Source organism: Capnocytophaga periodontitidis, from assembly GCF_016126015.1.
GTDB classification, from domain to species: domain Bacteria; phylum Bacteroidota; class Bacteroidia; order Flavobacteriales; family Flavobacteriaceae; genus Capnocytophaga; species Capnocytophaga periodontitidis.
Genome location: NZ_JAEFDB010000004.1, coordinates 148489 through 165644, shown reverse-complemented (window position 1 = coordinate 165644; position 17156 = coordinate 148489). Strand labels below are relative to the sequence as shown.

Below are 17156 nucleotides of genomic sequence, written 5' to 3'. Positions count from 1 at the left end.
TCAGGTGTCAGGGTTTAGAGGGGGCGGCGAAAAGTTGTGTCCAATAGTCGCCACTATGAGCTGCACCTACTTCGGTTACATTGGGGTTCATTATATTAGCGCAATGTCCTGGGCTGCTGAGCCAACTTTTCATCACTTCTTCTTCATTTTGTTGCCCCATAGCTACATTCTCAGCCCAAGTACTCCACTTGTAGCCTGCTTTACTGAGGCGATTACCAGGGGTTTCACCGTTTTTGCCATAGTGAGTCATTGTATTACGGCGACGCATATCGTCGCTATGGGCTTTGGCTACTTTTTCGAGGGTGGTGTTCCACTTGAGGGGTGGTACTGCTTTGTAGTAGGTATTGCCACAGTTACAACCTTTTTGGCGTTGCTGGTTGATGAGGGCGAGCATCTTGTTAGTGCTCAAGCCCGTGTTGTTATCACTATCCTGTGATTTACTACATTGTAGCGATAGGATTGCTAAGAGTAAAAGGAGTTTTTTCATTTGGGTATATGATAAATATGAGTACTTTTGAGGCAAAATAGTGAAATTTTAGTTGTTAAACAGCTAAAAAATATTCTTTAACTCAAAATACTTCACGTTCTGAGAAATGGAAATGGCTTTCGATAGCGGCATTTTCATCGCTATCAGAACCGTGAACGGCATTTTCGGTTAGTGAAGTGGCGTACTTCTTGCGCAAAGTACCCTCGGCAGCGTTTTCGGGATTGGTGCTCCCTAAGAGTTCACGGAAATTAGCTACAGCATTATCTTTCTCAAGGATAGCTGCTACTATAGGTCCACGGGTCATAAAGTTGAGCAGACTCTCAAAAAAAGGTTTGCCTTTGTGTACGGCATAGAATTGTTCGGCATCACGGCGGGTGAGCTGGGTGAATTTCATCGCTTTGATGGTAAAACCAGCAGCGATAATGTCGGTAAGGATAGCCCCTATATAGCCTTTTTCAACGGCATCGGGCTTAATCATTGTAAGGGTTCTGTTTGTAGTCATTGTATGTTGTTTTATTAGTTTCAGCCACAAAGGTACAAAAATTTTTTCAAAAAAACTTGCTATGTAATAAAAAAGTAGTACATTTGCAGCGGCAAGTCCTACACGACCAGCTCCTGAAAAATCCTCCAGGGTGGGAACACAGCAAAGGTATTCGGTTGTAGCGGTGCGATGTAGATCGCTTGCCACTTTTTTTTGTAATTTGTCGATTTGACAATTTGCTAATTTTGATATTTGCTAATTAGCTCGTACGCTTCTTGTACTTGTTTGAATTTTTCTTCAGCGCCTTTTTTGATGGCAGCATCTTCAGTAATCACTCTATCGGGGTGATATTTTTTTGCCATATTTCTATAGGCTTGTTTTACTTCCTCAGCAGTAGCATTGGATTGTAATCCTAAGATAGCGTAGGCCTTTGCCAAGGCATTAGGCGTAGTGTTGTAAGAGTTGTTACTATCGTTTTGGCTACTGCCAAACATTGCCTTGATACTCTCAAAATCACTGTTTTCTATAGCAAAATGATATGCAATTTCTCGTATTTGTCGTACCTCTTCCTCACTCATCACTCCATCCGATTCGGCAATGCCAAACAAGAAATACAAGATTTGCAAGCGGGTTTCGTAGGTAGTACGCACTCGCACATAGATGGCTACACGAGTGGCATCTATAGCTCTGTTCTTTATGAGCTCGTTGAAACTTCGAAAGACCTCATTAGCGCGTTCCTTTCCATATAAGCGCACGAATTGCAAGCGCACAAAATCGAGTTCAGTTTGCGTAACGCGACCGTTGGCTTTGATAACCAGAGAGCAGAGGGAGAGGAGGTTGAGTTCGAAAGTTGCGGGAGAGATATGAGGGCGAAATAGATTGTCAAAACCCTTTGTAGTATTGGGTAGATTAGCTAATCGTTGGAAGAGAAGGAAGCATAGGATACCTATGAGGATGATAAAGAAAGTCATTTGTTTATGTTACAAAGGTTTTTGTTTGTTACTTCTGAAGTAAATAATTCTGATAAGATTTTCCTCTTCTAAGACTTGATAATACATAGCAAATTTTCCATATTAGAAATTACGCTTATATAATATATATTGAGCTAAAAAGTATGGGGATAGACTAATTTCTTCTTCTAATTTATAAAGGGCATCATCTATTTTATCAGAGTGAGATTTATTGTGATTATCTCAATAATTGAGATTTTATCATAAGTGTTATTTTTTGCAAAGATACAAAACAATTGATAATTAGCAATTTCTTCTTATAGAAAACATCGTTAATACTTCCTGCTAAATTATTTATGATAGAGGTAATCCTATTTTTGTTACAAAATTTTAATAACGGAGTTTTTTCTCTTTAACTCCTAAGTATGAATAAGTAACGAAAATTGTTAATAACTTTGTTGATAACTATTTTAATTTTGTTGATAACCTATTACTTTATTCCGTACCTTTGCCCCAGCAACTAAGGAAAAAACTCTTCCCCTTTTTAGGGAACTTATAAAAGCAACATTATTCAATGCATTATAAATGAGTGATTTATATAAATCTCTCAGCACTTTCTTTCTCTCTAACTAAAAAAGAGAGTTAAAAATAAACTTATTAAGCTATGTTTGTATTATATAAACATTCCTTATGTGTCACATACTTGAAAATTGTTAATAAAATAGAGAAATTAGTGACCATTATCATTACAACTTGGAAACTTAATGCTCGAGAAATTAAAATTTGTATCTGAAATAATAATAAATAAAAAATTATGTCTAAATTCACTAAGCTTACAGCTGAACAGCTTCAAACAAAGCGTAATTTCATCGAAAATTACCTACAATCTCACAATGCCGCTACTGGGTCTCTCTTCGATGCCAATGCCAATGTGGCACATAAAAACATCGCTACGATGGAGGCAGAACTCAATAAAGATATCAATATCCAAGTGAACCGTTCGCTCGTGTCTCACAAAATCGAACAGCTCTTTGGCAAAGAATTAGCCGATGAGTATATCCGTCAGATTGAGGAACACGAAATCTACGTGCACGACGAAACGAGCCTCAAACCTTATTGTGTGAGCGTTTCGATGTATCCTTTGCTCTTGGACGGGCTCGTAAAACTCGGCGGTGAAAGCAAAGCTCCGCAACACTTAGCAAGCTATTGCGGGTCGTTCGTGAACTTCCTCTTTTCCGTTTCCTCACAATTTGCAGGAGCGGTAGCAACGGTAGAGTTCCTAATGTACTTCGACCATTTTGCGCGCAAAGACTATGGCGACGATTACCTCAACACCCACCGTGAAGTGATAGAAAACGAACTGCAACACGTAGTATACGCTATCAATCAGCCAGCAGCAGCACGTGGCTATCAGTCGGTATTCTGGAACATATCGCTGTATGACCGCCCTTATTTCGATTCGATGTTCGGTACATTCGTTTACCCCGATGGTAGCAAACCTTCTTATGAGTCTTTAGACAAGCTCCAACAGTTCTTTATGCATTGGTTTAATATCGAACGCACCAAGGCGATACTCACCTTCCCTGTAGTAACCGCAGCAATGCTCACTAAGGACAAACACGTGTACGACGAGCATTTTGCGCGCTTCTGTGCCAAAGAGCTCAGCGAAGGGAATGCCTTCTTTGTATACCAATCGGACAACGCCGACTCCTTGGCAAGTTGCTGTCGTTTGCGCAATGAAATTTCCGATAATACCTTTAGTTATTCACTCGGGGCAGGAGGTGTTTCTACCGGTAGTATTAATGTGATAACTATTAATATGAATCGCCTTTACCAAAAACACTTGTCGTTGGAACGCACCTTAGATAATATCCATAAATACCAAGTAGCTTACCGCGCTATTGTTCAGGATTACAAAGATGCGGGTATGTTACCAGTGTACGATGCGGGCTTCATCTCACTTGATAAACAATTCCTCACCGTTGGTATCAACGGAATGGTGGAAGCTGCCGAGTATTTAGGCATTCGCATTTCCGACAACCCCGACTATAAAGCATTCATCAACAAAAACCTCAAACTAATTTACGACAAAAACAAGGAAGCTAAAGCCAAATACGGCTTTATGTTCAATACCGAGTTTGTACCTGCCGAGAACTTAGGCGTAAAGAATGCGGCGTGGGACAAAGCCGACGGCTTGCAAGTGCCACGTGATTGCTACAATTCATATTTCTATATTGTGGAAGACAGCTCTCAAAACCTTATCGATAAGTTCTATTTGCACGGAAACGACTATATACAGTACTTAGACGGCGGTTCGGCTTACCACTGCAATCTCGAAGAATACACCACTGCCGAAGGTTTTTATAAGTTGCTAAATGTAGCCGCTAAAACGGGTTGTAACTACTTCTGCTTTAATATATGCGTAACCGTGTGCAACGATTGTGGTTATATCGATAAACACACGCACGACCACTGCACCCATTGTGGTTCTGAAAATATCGACCACGCGACACGGGTGATAGGCTATCTCAAACGCATCACTAATTTCTCTAAAGACCGACAAAAAGAAGCTAAAATACGTTACTATGGGAACGCTACGGTATAGCAGTTACGATATAGTCCTCCAAGAAGTACCCAACGAGATTTCCCTGTGTTTTACCATCACAGGGTGTCCGTTGGCGTGTGAGGGTTGCCATTCCGAATATATTTGGGACGGTAGCAAAGGCTGTGCGCTTACTAATGAAGGTTTAGAACAACTGCTTAGCAAGTATGAAGATATGATAAGCTGTGTGCTGTTTATGGGAGGCGAGTGGCAGGTAGAGACCCTGCTCTCGCTTATCTTCCAAGTGAAGTGCAAACGGCTGAAAACGGCACTCTATACAGGGCTTAATCTTAAACAAGTACAGCGCAAATACCCTGAGCTGTTAGGGTGTTTAGACTACATTAAAACTGGTAAATGGTTACCTAAACTCGGCGGCTTAGACAGCCCTACCACCAATCAAGAGTTTTTAAACCTGCAAACCGGAGAGGTGATGAATAAGCTGTTTTATAAAAAAGGTAAAAGGTAAAAATAGTTTCCTATTAAGGGAAAATACTTCATAAATTCCTTTCCTAATTTCTTTTGGTTCTTGATATAATGTGGGGGCACATCTAAGGTGTCGTTTTGATATATATCAGAAAAAGAAACGTGGATCGCTTTTTCATTCTGAGCAAGTCCTGCGATATACAAATTGATACTATCGGCAACTTGTTATTGGAGATTAAAAAAACAAAAATAGTAAAAATTCTTCATTGTCAATTGTTCATTATCAATTAATTTGTATCTTTGCCATACCAATTGGCAAATCAATGAAAATAGCAATCTATATCCGACAATATTCTACCGAAAATGAAGCTATACTGCGCGAACTCTTCTCTCACCTCTTGCCCGATGACGAGGTATTTATTGAATGTGAAATCCTTAAAGAACTGAATATCCGCTCTCACCAATTCCTCAAAGCTAAACCTTTTAGCTCATTTGCCGACCTCGATAATTCGTACGAGGTAATGCTCACCATTGGGGGCGACGGTACCCTGCTGAAAGGTATTACTTATCTCCGCAATTTACAAATACCTATTTTAGGTATCAATTCAGGGCGTTTGGGTTTTTTAGCAAATGCTCATAAAGACGACCTGCAAAACGTTTTTCTGCAATTGCGCGATAAAACTTACGAAGTAGTGGAACGCTCGGTGATAGAAGCTGTCTATGCCGATAGTGGCGATCCGGTAGACCCTATAAATTTCGCCCTCAACGAAATTACCGTTACACGAAAAAATACAGCCTCAATGATTACTATCGATACTGAGTTAAACGGTGACTTCCTCTCATCGTATTGGGCTGACGGACTTATCATTTCTACCCCTACAGGCTCTACAGGCTACTCACTGAGCTGCGGCGGCCCCGTAATTTTACCTACAGCTAAAAACTTTGTCATTACCCCCATCGCACCACATAACCTCAATATGCGGCCGCTCATCATCCCCGAAGATACTGAAATTAAACTCACTATCTCAGGACGGGAAAAGAAATTCCTTTTATCGTTAGATTCTCATATCAAATCGGTAGACAAAAAGCACTCTATTATTGTGCGCAAAGCACCCTTTGTAGTGAAAATGATACGATTAGACGGCGATAGTTTTATCAATACACTAAGATACAAACTACTCTGGGGTGAAGACAGAAGAAACAAATAACTCCTGAAACCTATCCCCTGACTCCTAAAACTTGTTTATAACTATTACTAAAAAAATGATAAATAAATTTGTTTCTCTCACTTTTCCGTATATACAAACCCAAGTCTAAAATAAGCAAATTTATTTTTTAGAAAATTATCAACAGTGATACAACAGTTATCCACAATTGCCCTTTTAAAAAATTATCCACAAAATGCAGTTGAATAGTTGTTGAGCGGTTATCAACAGTTTCGCCTAAAATATTCATTTTAAAATCCGTAAATCGTTTTTTATTGTTGATAACTAATCATAAATCACATCAACTGAAAAAAGCAAATTTTTAAGCCTATTTTTTTACCTCCTATTCACACCCTCATAATAATAGCCTTCTTTTTTTAAAAAAATATTTTTTTCAGTTTATAATTTAGAGATTGTTGATAACTCAAAAATGATTATCTTTGCATTTAGTCACATTGCTGTGTGGCTCACATCTAAAAAAGAAATTACTATGAAAAAAACAAATAAAACTCAAAAACAAGGCAAATCAGGGAAACCTAAAAAGAATAAAAGTTTAGCTAAACGCAACAAGCAAGAGCTTATCAAAGCAATTTTCTCGGTGTTACAAGAACACCCCGAAGAGGGGTTCAACTACAAGCAAATTGCTGCCAAACTTCACATTACCGATGCACCACGTCGTGATATGCTGGTGAAACAACTCGTACAACTGAAAGAGAAAAAACGCATCGTAGAAATCGACCGCGGAAAGTATCAAGCTATCCCTATGCAACACTATTATGTGGGTACGCTTGATGTGAGTTCACGAGGTAATGGTTATGTAATAGTTGATGGTTTAGACAACGACATTTTTGTAGCACAGAATTTTCTAAACAAAGCCCTTCACGGCGATTTGGTAGAAGTGTATGTATTTCCACGTTTTAGAAATCGCAATAAGATGGAAGGGGAAATCAGTAAGGTATTAGAACGCAACAAAGTGCGCTTTGTAGGTACTGTGCAAATGCACAAAAACTTTGCCTTTGTCGTCCCTACCGATGCTCGTATGTATACTGATTTCTTTGTGTTGAAAGACAAACTCAATGGTGCTCAGGACGGCGACCGTGTGATTGTACGCATAGAAGATTGGAAAGACAAAAGCGATTCGCCTATGGGGGTAGTGGAACAGATACTCGGTAAACCAGGGGAGCAAACTACGGAAATGCACTCTATCTTAGCCGAATACGGTCTGCCTTATACCTATCCAGAAGAGGTAGAAGCCTTTGCTAAAAAGTTAGACCTTTCTATTACCGAAGAAGAAATCGCCCGCCGTCGTGATATGCGTGAAACCCTCACTTTCACTATCGACCCTCGTGATGCAAAAGACTTTGATGATGCACTGTCTTTCAAACTTTTGGAGAATGGCAATTATGAGATAGGAGTACACATTGCCGATGTATCATATTATGTGAAAGAAGGTACTATATTAGATGAAGAGGCTTACAACCGTGCTACTTCAGTATATTTGGTAGATAGGGTAGTGCCAATGTTGCCCGAAGTCCTCTGTAACTTCGCTTGTTCACTCCGCCCCGATGAAGATAAATACACCTTTTCGGTAGTATTTGAGATGAATAAGAAAGCCGAAGTGGTAGATATTTGGATAGGACGCACTGTAACACACTCTTCATTTAGGTTTGCTTACGAAGAAGCACAATCAGTAATAGAGCAATCCAAAGTAGGGGAGGGGTATACCATTCCTGCCGAGACTTCTATTACCGATAAAGAGCGTGCAGTACCTGTTGAGGTAGTAGAAGCTATTCTCACGCTCAATGCTTTAGCCGAAAAATTGCGTGGCAAGCGTATGCGTTTGGGAGCTATTACTTTTGATAAAGTGGAAGTAAAATTCGACCTCGATGAGAACGGCAACCCTACAGGGGTATATTTCAAAGAAAGCAAGGAAGCTAACAAACTGATTGAAGAGTTTATGTTATTGGCTAACAGAAAAGTAGCCGAGTACGTAGCCAAGATGAAAAAGACATTTGTATACCGCGTACACGATGAACCCGATGCCGATAAACTCCAACAGTTCAATGCGGTGATTAGTAGATTTGGCTATAGCTTGAACTTGAACAACCGTCAAACCACTACCGATTCACTTAATAATTTGTTAGAAGAAGTAAAGGGCAAGAAAGAACAAAACTTAGTCGATACCTTGGCAATACGTTCAATGGCAAAAGCTACTTATACTACTAAAAACATAGGGCATTACGGTTTAGCGTTTGATTATTATACCCATTTCACCTCGCCTATACGTCGTTATCCCGATGTGATGGTACACCGTCTTTTGCAACTCTATTTAGATAACGCCCCTTCACAACCCGAAGCCGAATATGAAACCAAATGCAAACACTCGTCACAAATGGAGAGTTTAGCAGCATCGGCTGAGCGTGATTCTATCAAATATATGCAGGTGAAATATATGGAAGCCCATAAGAACCAGCAGTTTGCAGGAGTGATTTCAGGCGTAACCGAATGGGGTATTTATGTAGAAATTACCGTAAACAAATGCGAAGGATTGGTACGCGCTCGCGACATCAAAGACGATTATTACACTTTCGATGAACAACAATACGCCTTGGTAGGACAAGCCACTGGCAAAACTTATCAGCTTGGCGATGAAGTAATGATACGTGTGAAAAACACCGACCTGATGAAAAAGCAATTAGACTTTGAACTCATAAGTGAATAATGAATCGTAGCACGACAAGCAGTTTTTGCATCACTACACTTTGCCAAAGTTTCTTGCCCGTACGGCTCGTATCTTTGGCAAAGTTTTTTTATACTTTTAATAATATATTGAGTAACAATATGTATTTACTAATATATTTATAAAATATTGATATATAAATAATTATAAGATATTTTGTAGATTGATAGTGAAAAAGTTATAAAAATATTTGGAAGTTATAAAAATATAATATACCTTTGTCCTATAAAATCCTAATGCCTATGACTGATATTGATATTATTTCCTTTGGAGATATATTTTGTTGCTTTCTTCTATAAAACAAAATATAGTGAGAATTTTTCTTTAAAAATAACTTCCCCTAACTGAGCTACGGGTTACTGTCTTCATAAAAAAGAACGTGCAAAAGAAAGATTTAATAATTTAAAAATTGAATTAATGTGAAAGAAATGATGAAATTTTCGTTGTTTATACTGTTTTTTGCAGTAGTATTACTGTCTTGCTCTAAGGAAAAAAATGAAGAACCATTGCAAGATTTGCAAAATAAGTCAATGACTTATAAAGAGTTCTTTGAAACTGTATCAGAGAAATCAGTAAACTTTGTTCCAAATGAGAAAGTATTACTTGTCTCATACAAATTAAACAAAGAAGATAATACCGTTACTTTCTTGTCAAGTATCATTGCTGAATCGAGCTGGGGTGTAGGTTTTGATGTGGCTGGTAAGTATGAAAAACAACAACTTTCTCACAATCAAAAAGATAATTATACCGTATTTTATGCAAATAATGATGGTGAGAATTTAGAGAAAACTTGTAATGGAGTTAGTAATTTTAAGCAATTGCTTTTTAATTATTATACTGAGGGTATCGATAATTATTTAGTTTATGTACCTGATGTAAGAGCTTTTTATCTTTCTAAAGATCTTGATGAATTGGTTGATTTGAAAGATGAAGAAACTCTAAAACAAGTAAATGAAATTATTAAGCCATAGTTAATAATTATCACAAAACCAATAGAGTAGGGGAGAGGTATTAAAAACTTCTCCCTTATTTTTTGTGATTCAGCAGTTTTTTAGTACTTTTGTGCAATTAATCAAATTTTAGGTAGAAATAGATGTTTGCGGATGTATTGCTTGCATTACCTTTAGGCTTGTTGTTAGCTTTTACCATAGGTCCTGTCTTCTTTGTATTGCTGGAAACAGCCATTACCAAAGGATTTAGGGCAGCTATTGCTTTCAATTCGGGGGTAGTATTAGCCGATGCTGTCTTCATTCTCATTGTCTATTTCACTACCAGCAGTCTGCTACGCGAAATTAAGGACGATCCTAAACTCTTCTTTGCTGGCGGACTTATAATGGTAGCCTACGGGCTTATCTCATTCATCAAACTGAAGAAAGACTTCAAGAAAACAATGGACAATAAGGAAAATGCGCACTTGCAAGTAGCTGAAAAAGTGAACTATGTAGCCCTGTTTATCAAAGGTTTTCTACTGAATTTCATCAATATAGGGGTTTTAGGTTTTTGGTTAGGAATTATCATCGTTTTTGGTCCTAAACTCGATATGAATGCCAGTAGGATATTTGTATTTTTCACTTCTATTATTTTAGTATACTTTGGTATAGATATCGTTAAAATTCTCATTGCTAAGAAACTTAAAAACCGACTTACCGCTTTTCACATCTACAAAATCAAACGTGCGATTAGCATTATATTGTTAGTCTTTGGAGTTTTCTTGATACTCCAAGCGTTCTTTCCTAACGTATTACAATTAACTGATTAGCTATCAATAAAAAAACTTTGTCAAAGTCTTAAAAACCTTGACAAAGTCTATTTTCTATTGCCTATGGCCTAAGGCCTGTGGCCTTGTTACTTCTTACCTGATTTATATTGATTGTTCAAGTATTCAGTAACTTCTTTAGTAATATCTTTGTTATCAGCACCATAGAGCACGCTGCCGCCGTCGTTAGCACCAAGGATAAAGGTATAGCCTTTTTGTTTGCCATATTCTTTAATGTTTTTCTTCACTTTGCTAAGTAGAGAATCCATTTGAGTTTGGCTTTCCAATTGCAATCTTTCTTCTTCTTGTTGCAAGTGTTGTTGCAATATCTGACTCTTTTGCATCAACTCATTGTATTTTTTCTGAGCTACGTTTTGAGGGAGGGTTTTAGCCTGAGCGTCGAAAGCACGTGCTTCAGTTTGGAACGCTACCGAAATACTATCGCGTTTTTTCTTATAGGCATCAACTTCAGTTTTCAATTTAGCCTCGATGTCTTTTTTCTCTTGGTACTCGTTTAAGAGTTTACTGTTATCCACGAAAGCCACCTTATCGGTGCAGGCAGTAAGAGTGAGGATTGCTACGCCTGTTAAGATGAGTTTTTTCATTTTCTATAATGTTTAATTCAATTCAGGTCGCAAAAATAAGAAAGTTTTGTGTGTAAATGAAATATTTTTTAATTTTATTACTCAAAAAAGTAAAATACTATTTCTCATCATTCATCACTCGTCATTCGTCACTCGTCATTCATCTTTCATTGTTCCACGTGAAACCTGACCCCTATTCCCTAAAAATAATCATTTTCTATTTTAAATTAAAAATCTATAAAAATACTTTATCAAAACCGACTTTATTACAGCCGTTTTTAAGCGTTATTTTTAAAAAGTGATATACTTAGTTATTGATAAGGGAGAAGTATCGTAAAAACGCCTTATTTAAAGTTTTTACTATTTTTAGCTTCAAAAATAGTAAAAATAGGTAACTCTTATCTCTTACTTCTTACCTAAAATGTAAATCTGTGATGAGTATTCTCCTTTGCGACAACCGTAGTAGTTAGAACGGAGTCCGTTGAGGAATCCTTTGAGAAATGATTTCTTACCGGTTTTGTATTGTTCGGAGAGCATACTCACGTAGAAGGCATCAAAGAGCATAGGGTGGGTAGCGAGGAGGTGAAAACCTTCTTTGGCAAAAAGCTGCTCGATACTCTTTTTGGAAAAATGCCATAAGTGTCGGGGTACATCATAAGCAGCCCAATGTTCTTTATAATGCTGAGCATCCCAGGAACGATAGTTAGGCACTGCTATTACAGCAATACCGTTTTCTTTTAGTAAGTTGCTGATAATCTGTATTTCTTGTGTTACATCGGGTACGTGTTCTAGTACGTGCCACATTGTAATCACATCAAAAGAGTGGGGCAGGAGATTGCCGAAATCCGCTTGTAGCAATAAGCCTTTTTCTTCTGCTTTACCACGTGCTTTCTCGCTGGGCTCAATGCCCATAGCCTCCCAATGAGCGTATTTTTTGCTACTCAACACAAAGTCGCCTGTACCCGCCCCTATGTCGAGGAGGTGTATATTTCCTTTTTTGTATTGCTTGATGAGTGCAATTTTATGCTTTAGGTTATAGCTTTTCACCCATTGGTAGAGTCTGTCGAATAGTGTTTTACGGCTATCAGTATGTGAGATATATGTCTCACTTTCGTAGTATTTACCCAGCTCATCAGGGACAGGATTTGTTCTGTAAAGTTCTAATAATGAATCATATACAAGAGTAAAATCCTCTTGTGATACACTGTAATCTTTAATTATCATCAGGTGTGAACCACACGGGCATTTTGATTATTAATTGTTAATTGTTAATTGAAGAAATGTTCCACGTGGAACATTTCTTACCTCTTACTTCTTATCTCTTACCTCGAAGAAAGGCATATAGTTTTCGTGTTTTTAGATAGTGGAGGTTATAATCGTTTTCGTAGGCTTCACCTTCAAAGATGATATTGCGATAGGCGCGATATTTATCTTTGTACTTTAGGTATTTAATTCCGAAGTCTATGAGATACCATATATAGAAAAAAATCACTAAGAGTTCGCGTTGTTGAGCAAGATGTATCCGTTCGTGATTGATGAACTGAGGGTCTTCTAATAGTCGCGGATTATTTGTAAATACAAAAGGATAGAGGGTAATTCCTGCAAAGCCTTTGGGTACGAAAAATTTATTTACGATAAAACGTTTCACTTAGGTAAGAGTTGAGAGATATGAGTTAAGATGGTGCAAAGGTAGTAAATTAATTAACAATTATCAATTTATAATTAATAATTCGCAATTGTGAATTGTTAATTAAAAAATGTTCCACGTGGAACATTTTATAAACATTCTCTTTTTCGACTTGTCCCCCTTCGGGGGTTCGGGGGCTATTCTCGAGTAATTTCAAACTCACTTTTCCAGCTTGTCCCTCTTCGGGAAAACTAATGAATGCTCATAGCTGGGTATGTGCAGGGCTATCCCTAATTAAAAAATTCAGGGTATTTTATGATTTGAGATTTATTCTTTTATTGCTTGTATTTTTATTCTTTTATCCTTATTTTTGTCGGCGAATTTTAACCATAAAAACAATATTAGTATGAAAAAACATTCTATTTTGGTAAGCTTCTTTGCTTTTATGACCCTTGGTACTTTTGTACAAGCACAGGAAAAAGAATCACATCATTACCTCTCTTTGGAAGATGTAGCAAGTAGTTTAGAACTTCTGCCCCCTCCTCCTGCTGTGAATAGTATTCTTTTCTTGAATGATGAGGCTCAATACCGCTGGGGCAAAATGCAACGCCCTACACTGCGCGGTGACCAAGCCGTGAGCGATGCACGCCTTTACGGTGATGGAGTAGCTAAATCGTTTTCGCAGGCTTTTGGGATGACAATTTCTAAAGAAGCAACTCCAGAAATTTACAAGCTCATTAGTCATTTTCGTGAAGATGCCGGCGATTATGCTACCCGTAGTGCTAAAGAACACTATATGCGTATGCGTCCGTTTACATTCTACAATGAAGATACTTGTAACACCGAACAACAACAAGGACTCTCTACTAACGGTTCTTATCCTTCAGGACATACGGCTATTGGTTGGGCTACTGCCTTGGTATTGGCTGAAATCAATGTAGAACGACAAAATGAAATCCTTAAACGCGGTTATGAAATCGGACAGAGTAGAGTGATTTGCGGTTATCATTTCCAAAGTGATGTAGATGCAGGCAGACTTGTTGCTAGTGCTGTAGTTGCTCGCTTGCACGCCAATAAAGAGTTTATGGAACAACTCACTAAAGCAAAAGCAGAATTTGCTAAACTTTCAGGACGATCAGGTAATAGACGATAGGTTTCAGGAGTTAGATACTAACGACTAAATACTAATAAAATAAATCAAGAATTTTTTAAAAAAGATATATTGTTTTATTAGAAGTTACAGTGAGAATTGCTTTTGCACCTTCTCCTCCTTCGGGGATTCGAGGGCTATATTTAAAAGGTACTTAACTCAACTTTTTGATTGCTATTAATAACTAATAATATATGAAAAAAATGCTTTTTCTGTGCTTTGTTCCTTTTTTAGGAATAGCACAAATTGTCAATCCTCCCATTACTCGTGCTGATAAGGAGCTGAAAGGAGAGGTGAAAACGATGGTGGAACGTACGTATGATGTGTATCGCGGCGACCTTAAACAAAAACGCCTCGCTACGGAAAATCGTTATGTGTTTGACAAAGCGGGGTACGCTACGGACTCTGAACAGCGTTATAGTGGTAACAGCTTGCGTTACCAGTATGTGTATGATACTGTACAACATCCTTTGGAGGTAACGATTACCAAAACGGCTCACGGTGGTTCGCTTATTTCTACAGGTAAATATGAATACGATGCTCAAGGGAAATTGCTTTCTTATCGTATGCTAATGCAGGGGAGCGCATCGCCTACGCAGGTGTATACTTTTAGCAAGTGGGATAGCAATAGCAATCCTATTGAAGGTGTTTTGCAAACGGATAAAGAAAAAGCTAAGGTGTGGCAGGAGTTCAATAAGCACAACCAGCGCACTTTGCTCAAGATGGTTACCGAGGGCAATACTTCTTCCGAAATACGCATAGAAGTGCGTTACGACCGTGAGGGTAGGGTAGTGGAGCGCAGTATTGCTGAGGGTAACACTCCCCCACAAGTATTGCGTTATACGTATGACAAAAAGGGTATCCCAACGGGTACAAATAATCAACAGTTTAAGCATACCTTCGACAAAAAAGGTAATTGGATTACCCGTACTATCTTTGTGAATGGGACTATCGTAGGGTATGTGGAGAGAGAAATTACCAATTAGTGCGAGATTTGTTTATGAAAAATATTATCTTTATCATAGTATTTACCATACATTTTGGGCTGTTGGCGCAAAATGAATATTCGTGTGCTGAGATGCACCTCAAAGGGAAGGTGAAAAGCATTGCTGAAACTACTCAGTATGCGTATCCTCCTCAAAAATTAGCTACTATGAAAATGCAAAGTCCTATCCCTACGCTTTATTCTTTTAACCAAAGAGGAGACCTCACTGAGAAAAGTATAGGAGCGGATATCAAGTATGTATATCAATACGATCGCTATCAGCATTATTTATCGGGTGGTAAAAAGTATGTCTATTCTGAGAAAATAAAGGCAGATATAATGTTTATACGCGTTAAAGATGGGGCTTTTTGGGAAGAACTTACTTTTTATAAAAAGATGACAGAGAAATTAAGAATAGATTATTTGTCACCTGTTCACTGTAAAATAACTCATACCATTGGTGGAAAAGTGATTGATGAGAAGGAGATTTACTACCAAAAACCTTATTCGTATAGCAAAATTAATTACATACTTCGAGATGGTAAAAAGGAAGTCTATACTTATAACGACCAAGGCGAGGTAGCGACGATTATTTTCTACGACGAAAATGGTGAAGTGAGTAATAGCTACCGTTATGAGTATGTGTATGATGCGCAAGGCAATTGGGTAGAGAAGAAGCAAACTTTTCAGACTCCTATACCGGATAAATACCCTGAAATTGTACAGAGAAAAATAACTTATTACGACTAATATATAATCTTATGATGAGGTATCTTTTTTTGATTTTTATGTTTATAGAAACAATTCATTTGCAGGCACAAAAGGAATATACAACCGCAAGATTAGACCTTAAAGGGAAAGTAAAATCGGTTACAGAAGTGAGTCTTCTAAAGTATCCTCCTGAATTGTCGACAACTAAAATGATAGTAGTAGTACCTATCACTTACCGTTTTGACCTAAAGGGAAATCTTGTGGAAAAGAATATTGGGCACGATATTGTATACTGTTATGAATATGATGCGCACAATCACTTAAAAGGCGGTAAAAGAATTAGTTATCCTGATAAGGGAATTAGTTACCCTGATAAGGGAGAAGAAACGGCTATCAGCTTTTTATATGATAAAGCAGGTACTTATTTGGTAGAAAAAGTTGGCGAATCTGAAAGTACAACCTATCGTTATTTTGGTACTCATACTCAAATATCATTTACTGTCAAAGGGCATACCACAATAGAAAATGACATCTATTACAAAGATAACGGACAGGTAGATTATACACTTCAAGGCGATATAAAGAGTTATCATTATGACAATAAAGGTCAAATAACTGATATAGAGGTATATAACTTAAAAGGAACTAAACTTTTACACTATCATTACAAATATACTTATGATGATAAAGGCAATTGGATAGAGCGAGAAGAAATTTTTGAGAAGCCAGTACCAAAAGATAGATTTCCTGAAATTGTACGCAGAGAAATAACTTATTACGACTAAATATTAAAAACTATGAGTATGATTATGAATTTGCTCCGCATCTCTAAGCAGGAGCTTGAAAACTACATTCAAACGCCTTCTCTTTTTGAAGAGAAATTGGATGTATTGTATGAATCAGAAGATAATGATGATGCTTTTTTGGATATCGATAAAGCGTGGGGCGGTATTTTATACTTGCTTACAGGAAGTCCGTTTGCTTCTGGAACTCCTGAGGATGAAGTAGATAGCCTGAATCGTATCTTTTTCAGTGCGCAATTCTTTGATGAAGATATGGATGTAGGCTACGGACCTGCTCATTACCTTACTCCTGAGCAAGTAGCGGGTATTCATCGCAAAATAGCTTCACTTACAGAAGCTGATTTAAAAGCGCATTACGATCCTGAGGCAATGAGTGAAGAGGAGGAATTATACCCTTCATTGGATTGGAATGAGGAAGATTTTGAGTATTTGTATTCTTATTTTCAAGCACTTCAATCTTTTTTTGCTACGGCATCCAGTAGGGGAGAGGCGATAGTTACTTTCCTGAGTTAGAGGAAAATATGGGGCTTTCTAAAAAGTCTCAAAATCGCTTTTGCATCGCTACACTTTGCCAAAGGTGCGAGCCGCACAAGCAAGAAACTTTGGCAAAGTTGATTACTCTGATTATCAATAGCTTTTGTAGTTTTTTTGT

Annotated in this window: 17 protein-coding genes and 1 other RNA gene; 12 read left to right on the top strand and 6 right to left on the bottom strand. The window is 37.8% G+C overall.

The features are described from left to right. Positions 1-7: 7 nt before the first annotated feature. Together I7X29_RS08485 and I7X29_RS08480 are read right to left on the bottom strand one after the other, a co-directional pair. Complete coding sequence (locus I7X29_RS08485) at positions 8-487, bottom strand: CAP domain-containing protein (protein WP_198466851.1); 480 nt, start codon at positions 485-487, stop codon at positions 8-10. 82 nt (positions 488-569) lie between these two features. After that, positions 570-989 carry a nucleoside-diphosphate kinase gene (locus tag I7X29_RS08480; RefSeq protein ID WP_198474018.1) on the bottom strand — a complete coding sequence of 140 codons (420 nt, stop codon included), beginning with the start codon at positions 987-989 and terminating at the stop codon, positions 570-572. A gap of 89 nt (positions 990-1078) precedes the next feature. Here I7X29_RS08480 and ffs point away from each other — a divergent pair. Next, positions 1079-1176, top strand: an RNA gene (gene ffs, locus I7X29_RS08475) — signal recognition particle sRNA small type. A 31-nt stretch (positions 1177-1207) separates the two neighbouring features. Here ffs and I7X29_RS08470 read toward each other — a convergent pair. Further along, complete coding sequence (locus I7X29_RS08470; RefSeq protein WP_198474016.1) at positions 1208-1939, bottom strand: tellurite resistance TerB family protein; 732 nt, start codon at positions 1937-1939, stop codon at positions 1208-1210. Between the two features lie 793 nt (positions 1940-2732). Between I7X29_RS08470 and nrdD the strand changes: the two genes are divergently transcribed. The 6 genes from nrdD (at position 2733) to I7X29_RS08440 (ending at position 10647) form a co-directional block, all read left to right on the top strand. After that, on the top strand, positions 2733-4523 hold the full coding sequence (gene nrdD / locus I7X29_RS08465) for an anaerobic ribonucleoside-triphosphate reductase (RefSeq protein WP_111972236.1): 1791 nt from the start codon (positions 2733-2735) through the stop codon (positions 4521-4523). Next, positions 4504-4986, top strand: coding sequence for an anaerobic ribonucleoside-triphosphate reductase activating protein (nrdG, locus tag I7X29_RS08460; RefSeq protein ID WP_198466848.1), 483 nt, complete (start codon positions 4504-4506; stop codon positions 4984-4986). Before nrdD ends, nrdG begins: the two co-directional genes overlap by 20 nt. 280 nt (positions 4987-5266) lie before the next feature. After that, positions 5267-6151 carry an NAD kinase gene (locus I7X29_RS08455; RefSeq protein ID WP_009413073.1) on the top strand — a complete coding sequence of 295 codons (885 nt, stop codon included), beginning with the start codon at positions 5267-5269 and terminating at the stop codon, positions 6149-6151. Between the two features lie 487 nt (positions 6152-6638). Beyond that, positions 6639-8870: a ribonuclease R gene (gene rnr, locus I7X29_RS08450; protein WP_198474013.1), complete on the top strand. Its 2232-nt coding sequence runs from the start codon at positions 6639-6641 to the stop codon at positions 8868-8870. Positions 8871-9307: 437 nt separating this feature from the next. Then, positions 9308-9859 carry a hypothetical protein gene (locus I7X29_RS08445; protein WP_198474011.1) on the top strand — a complete coding sequence of 184 codons (552 nt, stop codon included), beginning with the start codon at positions 9308-9310 and terminating at the stop codon, positions 9857-9859. A 122-nt stretch (positions 9860-9981) separates the two neighbouring features. Next, entirely contained in the window at positions 9982-10647 is a 666-nt protein-coding gene (locus I7X29_RS08440; RefSeq protein ID WP_198466841.1) for a LysE family translocator, read from the top strand. An 86-nt stretch (positions 10648-10733) separates the two neighbouring features. Here the strand turns inward: I7X29_RS08440 and I7X29_RS08435 are convergent, their stop codons facing one another. From I7X29_RS08435 to I7X29_RS08425, 3 genes are all read right to left on the bottom strand, one after another. Beyond that, positions 10734-11249, bottom strand: a complete 516-nt coding sequence (locus tag I7X29_RS08435; protein ID WP_009413068.1) for an OmpH family outer membrane protein — start codon at positions 11247-11249, stop codon at positions 10734-10736. Between the two features lie 384 nt (positions 11250-11633). Continuing rightward, positions 11634-12452: a class I SAM-dependent methyltransferase gene (locus I7X29_RS08430; RefSeq protein WP_198474009.1), complete on the bottom strand. Its 819-nt coding sequence runs from the start codon at positions 12450-12452 to the stop codon at positions 11634-11636. Positions 12453-12543: 91 nt separating this feature from the next. Continuing rightward, positions 12544-12876: a hypothetical protein gene (locus I7X29_RS08425; protein WP_198474007.1), complete on the bottom strand. Its 333-nt coding sequence runs from the start codon at positions 12874-12876 to the stop codon at positions 12544-12546. A gap of 385 nt (positions 12877-13261) precedes the next feature. Here I7X29_RS08425 and I7X29_RS08420 point away from each other — a divergent pair, with 385 nt between their 5' ends. The 5 genes from I7X29_RS08420 to I7X29_RS08400 all read left to right on the top strand — a co-directional run bounded on the left by I7X29_RS08420 (position 13262) and on the right by I7X29_RS08400 (position 17017). Continuing rightward, complete coding sequence (locus I7X29_RS08420) at positions 13262-14008, top strand: acid phosphatase (protein WP_198474005.1); 747 nt, start codon at positions 13262-13264, stop codon at positions 14006-14008. A gap of 191 nt (positions 14009-14199) precedes the next feature. Then, the gene (locus I7X29_RS08415; RefSeq protein ID WP_198474003.1) at positions 14200-14991 is read left to right on the top strand and encodes a hypothetical protein; all 792 of its coding nucleotides are present in this window, start codon (positions 14200-14202) and stop codon (positions 14989-14991) included. 14 nt (positions 14992-15005) lie between these two features. Then, complete coding sequence (locus I7X29_RS08410; protein WP_198474001.1) at positions 15006-15740, top strand: hypothetical protein; 735 nt, start codon at positions 15006-15008, stop codon at positions 15738-15740. Between the two features lie 38 nt (positions 15741-15778). After that, on the top strand, positions 15779-16486 hold the full coding sequence (locus tag I7X29_RS08405; protein ID WP_198473999.1) for a hypothetical protein: 708 nt from the start codon (positions 15779-15781) through the stop codon (positions 16484-16486). Between the two features lie 12 nt (positions 16487-16498). Then, positions 16499-17017: a YfbM family protein gene (locus I7X29_RS08400; protein ID WP_198473997.1), complete on the top strand. Its 519-nt coding sequence runs from the start codon at positions 16499-16501 to the stop codon at positions 17015-17017. The last annotated feature ends 139 nt before the right edge of the window (positions 17018-17156 follow it).

Coding starts and splice junctions, on each gene's coding strand:
- nrdD (WP_111972236.1), top strand. CDS start 2,733: ATGTCTAAATTCACTAAGCTTACAGCTGAACAGCTTCAAACAAAGCGT.
- I7X29_RS08470 (WP_198474016.1), bottom strand. CDS start 1,939: ATGACTTTCTTTATCATCCTCATAGGTATCCTATGCTTCCTTCTCTTC.
- I7X29_RS08400 (WP_198473997.1), top strand. CDS start 16,499: ATGAGTATGATTATGAATTTGCTCCGCATCTCTAAGCAGGAGCTTGAA.
- nrdG (WP_198466848.1), top strand. CDS start 4,504: ATGGGAACGCTACGGTATAGCAGTTACGATATAGTCCTCCAAGAAGTA.
- I7X29_RS08480 (WP_198474018.1), bottom strand. CDS start 989: ATGACTACAAACAGAACCCTTACAATGATTAAGCCCGATGCCGTTGAA.
- I7X29_RS08435 (WP_009413068.1), bottom strand. CDS start 11,249: ATGAAAAAACTCATCTTAACAGGCGTAGCAATCCTCACTCTTACTGCC.
- I7X29_RS08415 (WP_198474003.1), top strand. CDS start 14,200: ATGAAAAAAATGCTTTTTCTGTGCTTTGTTCCTTTTTTAGGAATAGCA.
- I7X29_RS08430 (WP_198474009.1), bottom strand. CDS start 12,452: ATGATAATTAAAGATTACAGTGTATCACAAGAGGATTTTACTCTTGTA.
- I7X29_RS08410 (WP_198474001.1), top strand. CDS start 15,006: ATGAAAAATATTATCTTTATCATAGTATTTACCATACATTTTGGGCTG.
- I7X29_RS08455 (WP_009413073.1), top strand. CDS start 5,267: ATGAAAATAGCAATCTATATCCGACAATATTCTACCGAAAATGAAGCT.
- rnr (WP_198474013.1), top strand. CDS start 6,639: ATGAAAAAAACAAATAAAACTCAAAAACAAGGCAAATCAGGGAAACCT.
- I7X29_RS08405 (WP_198473999.1), top strand. CDS start 15,779: ATGTTTATAGAAACAATTCATTTGCAGGCACAAAAGGAATATACAACC.
- I7X29_RS08440 (WP_198466841.1), top strand. CDS start 9,982: ATGTTTGCGGATGTATTGCTTGCATTACCTTTAGGCTTGTTGTTAGCT.
- I7X29_RS08485 (WP_198466851.1), bottom strand. CDS start 487: ATGAAAAAACTCCTTTTACTCTTAGCAATCCTATCGCTACAATGTAGT.
- I7X29_RS08420 (WP_198474005.1), top strand. CDS start 13,262: ATGAAAAAACATTCTATTTTGGTAAGCTTCTTTGCTTTTATGACCCTT.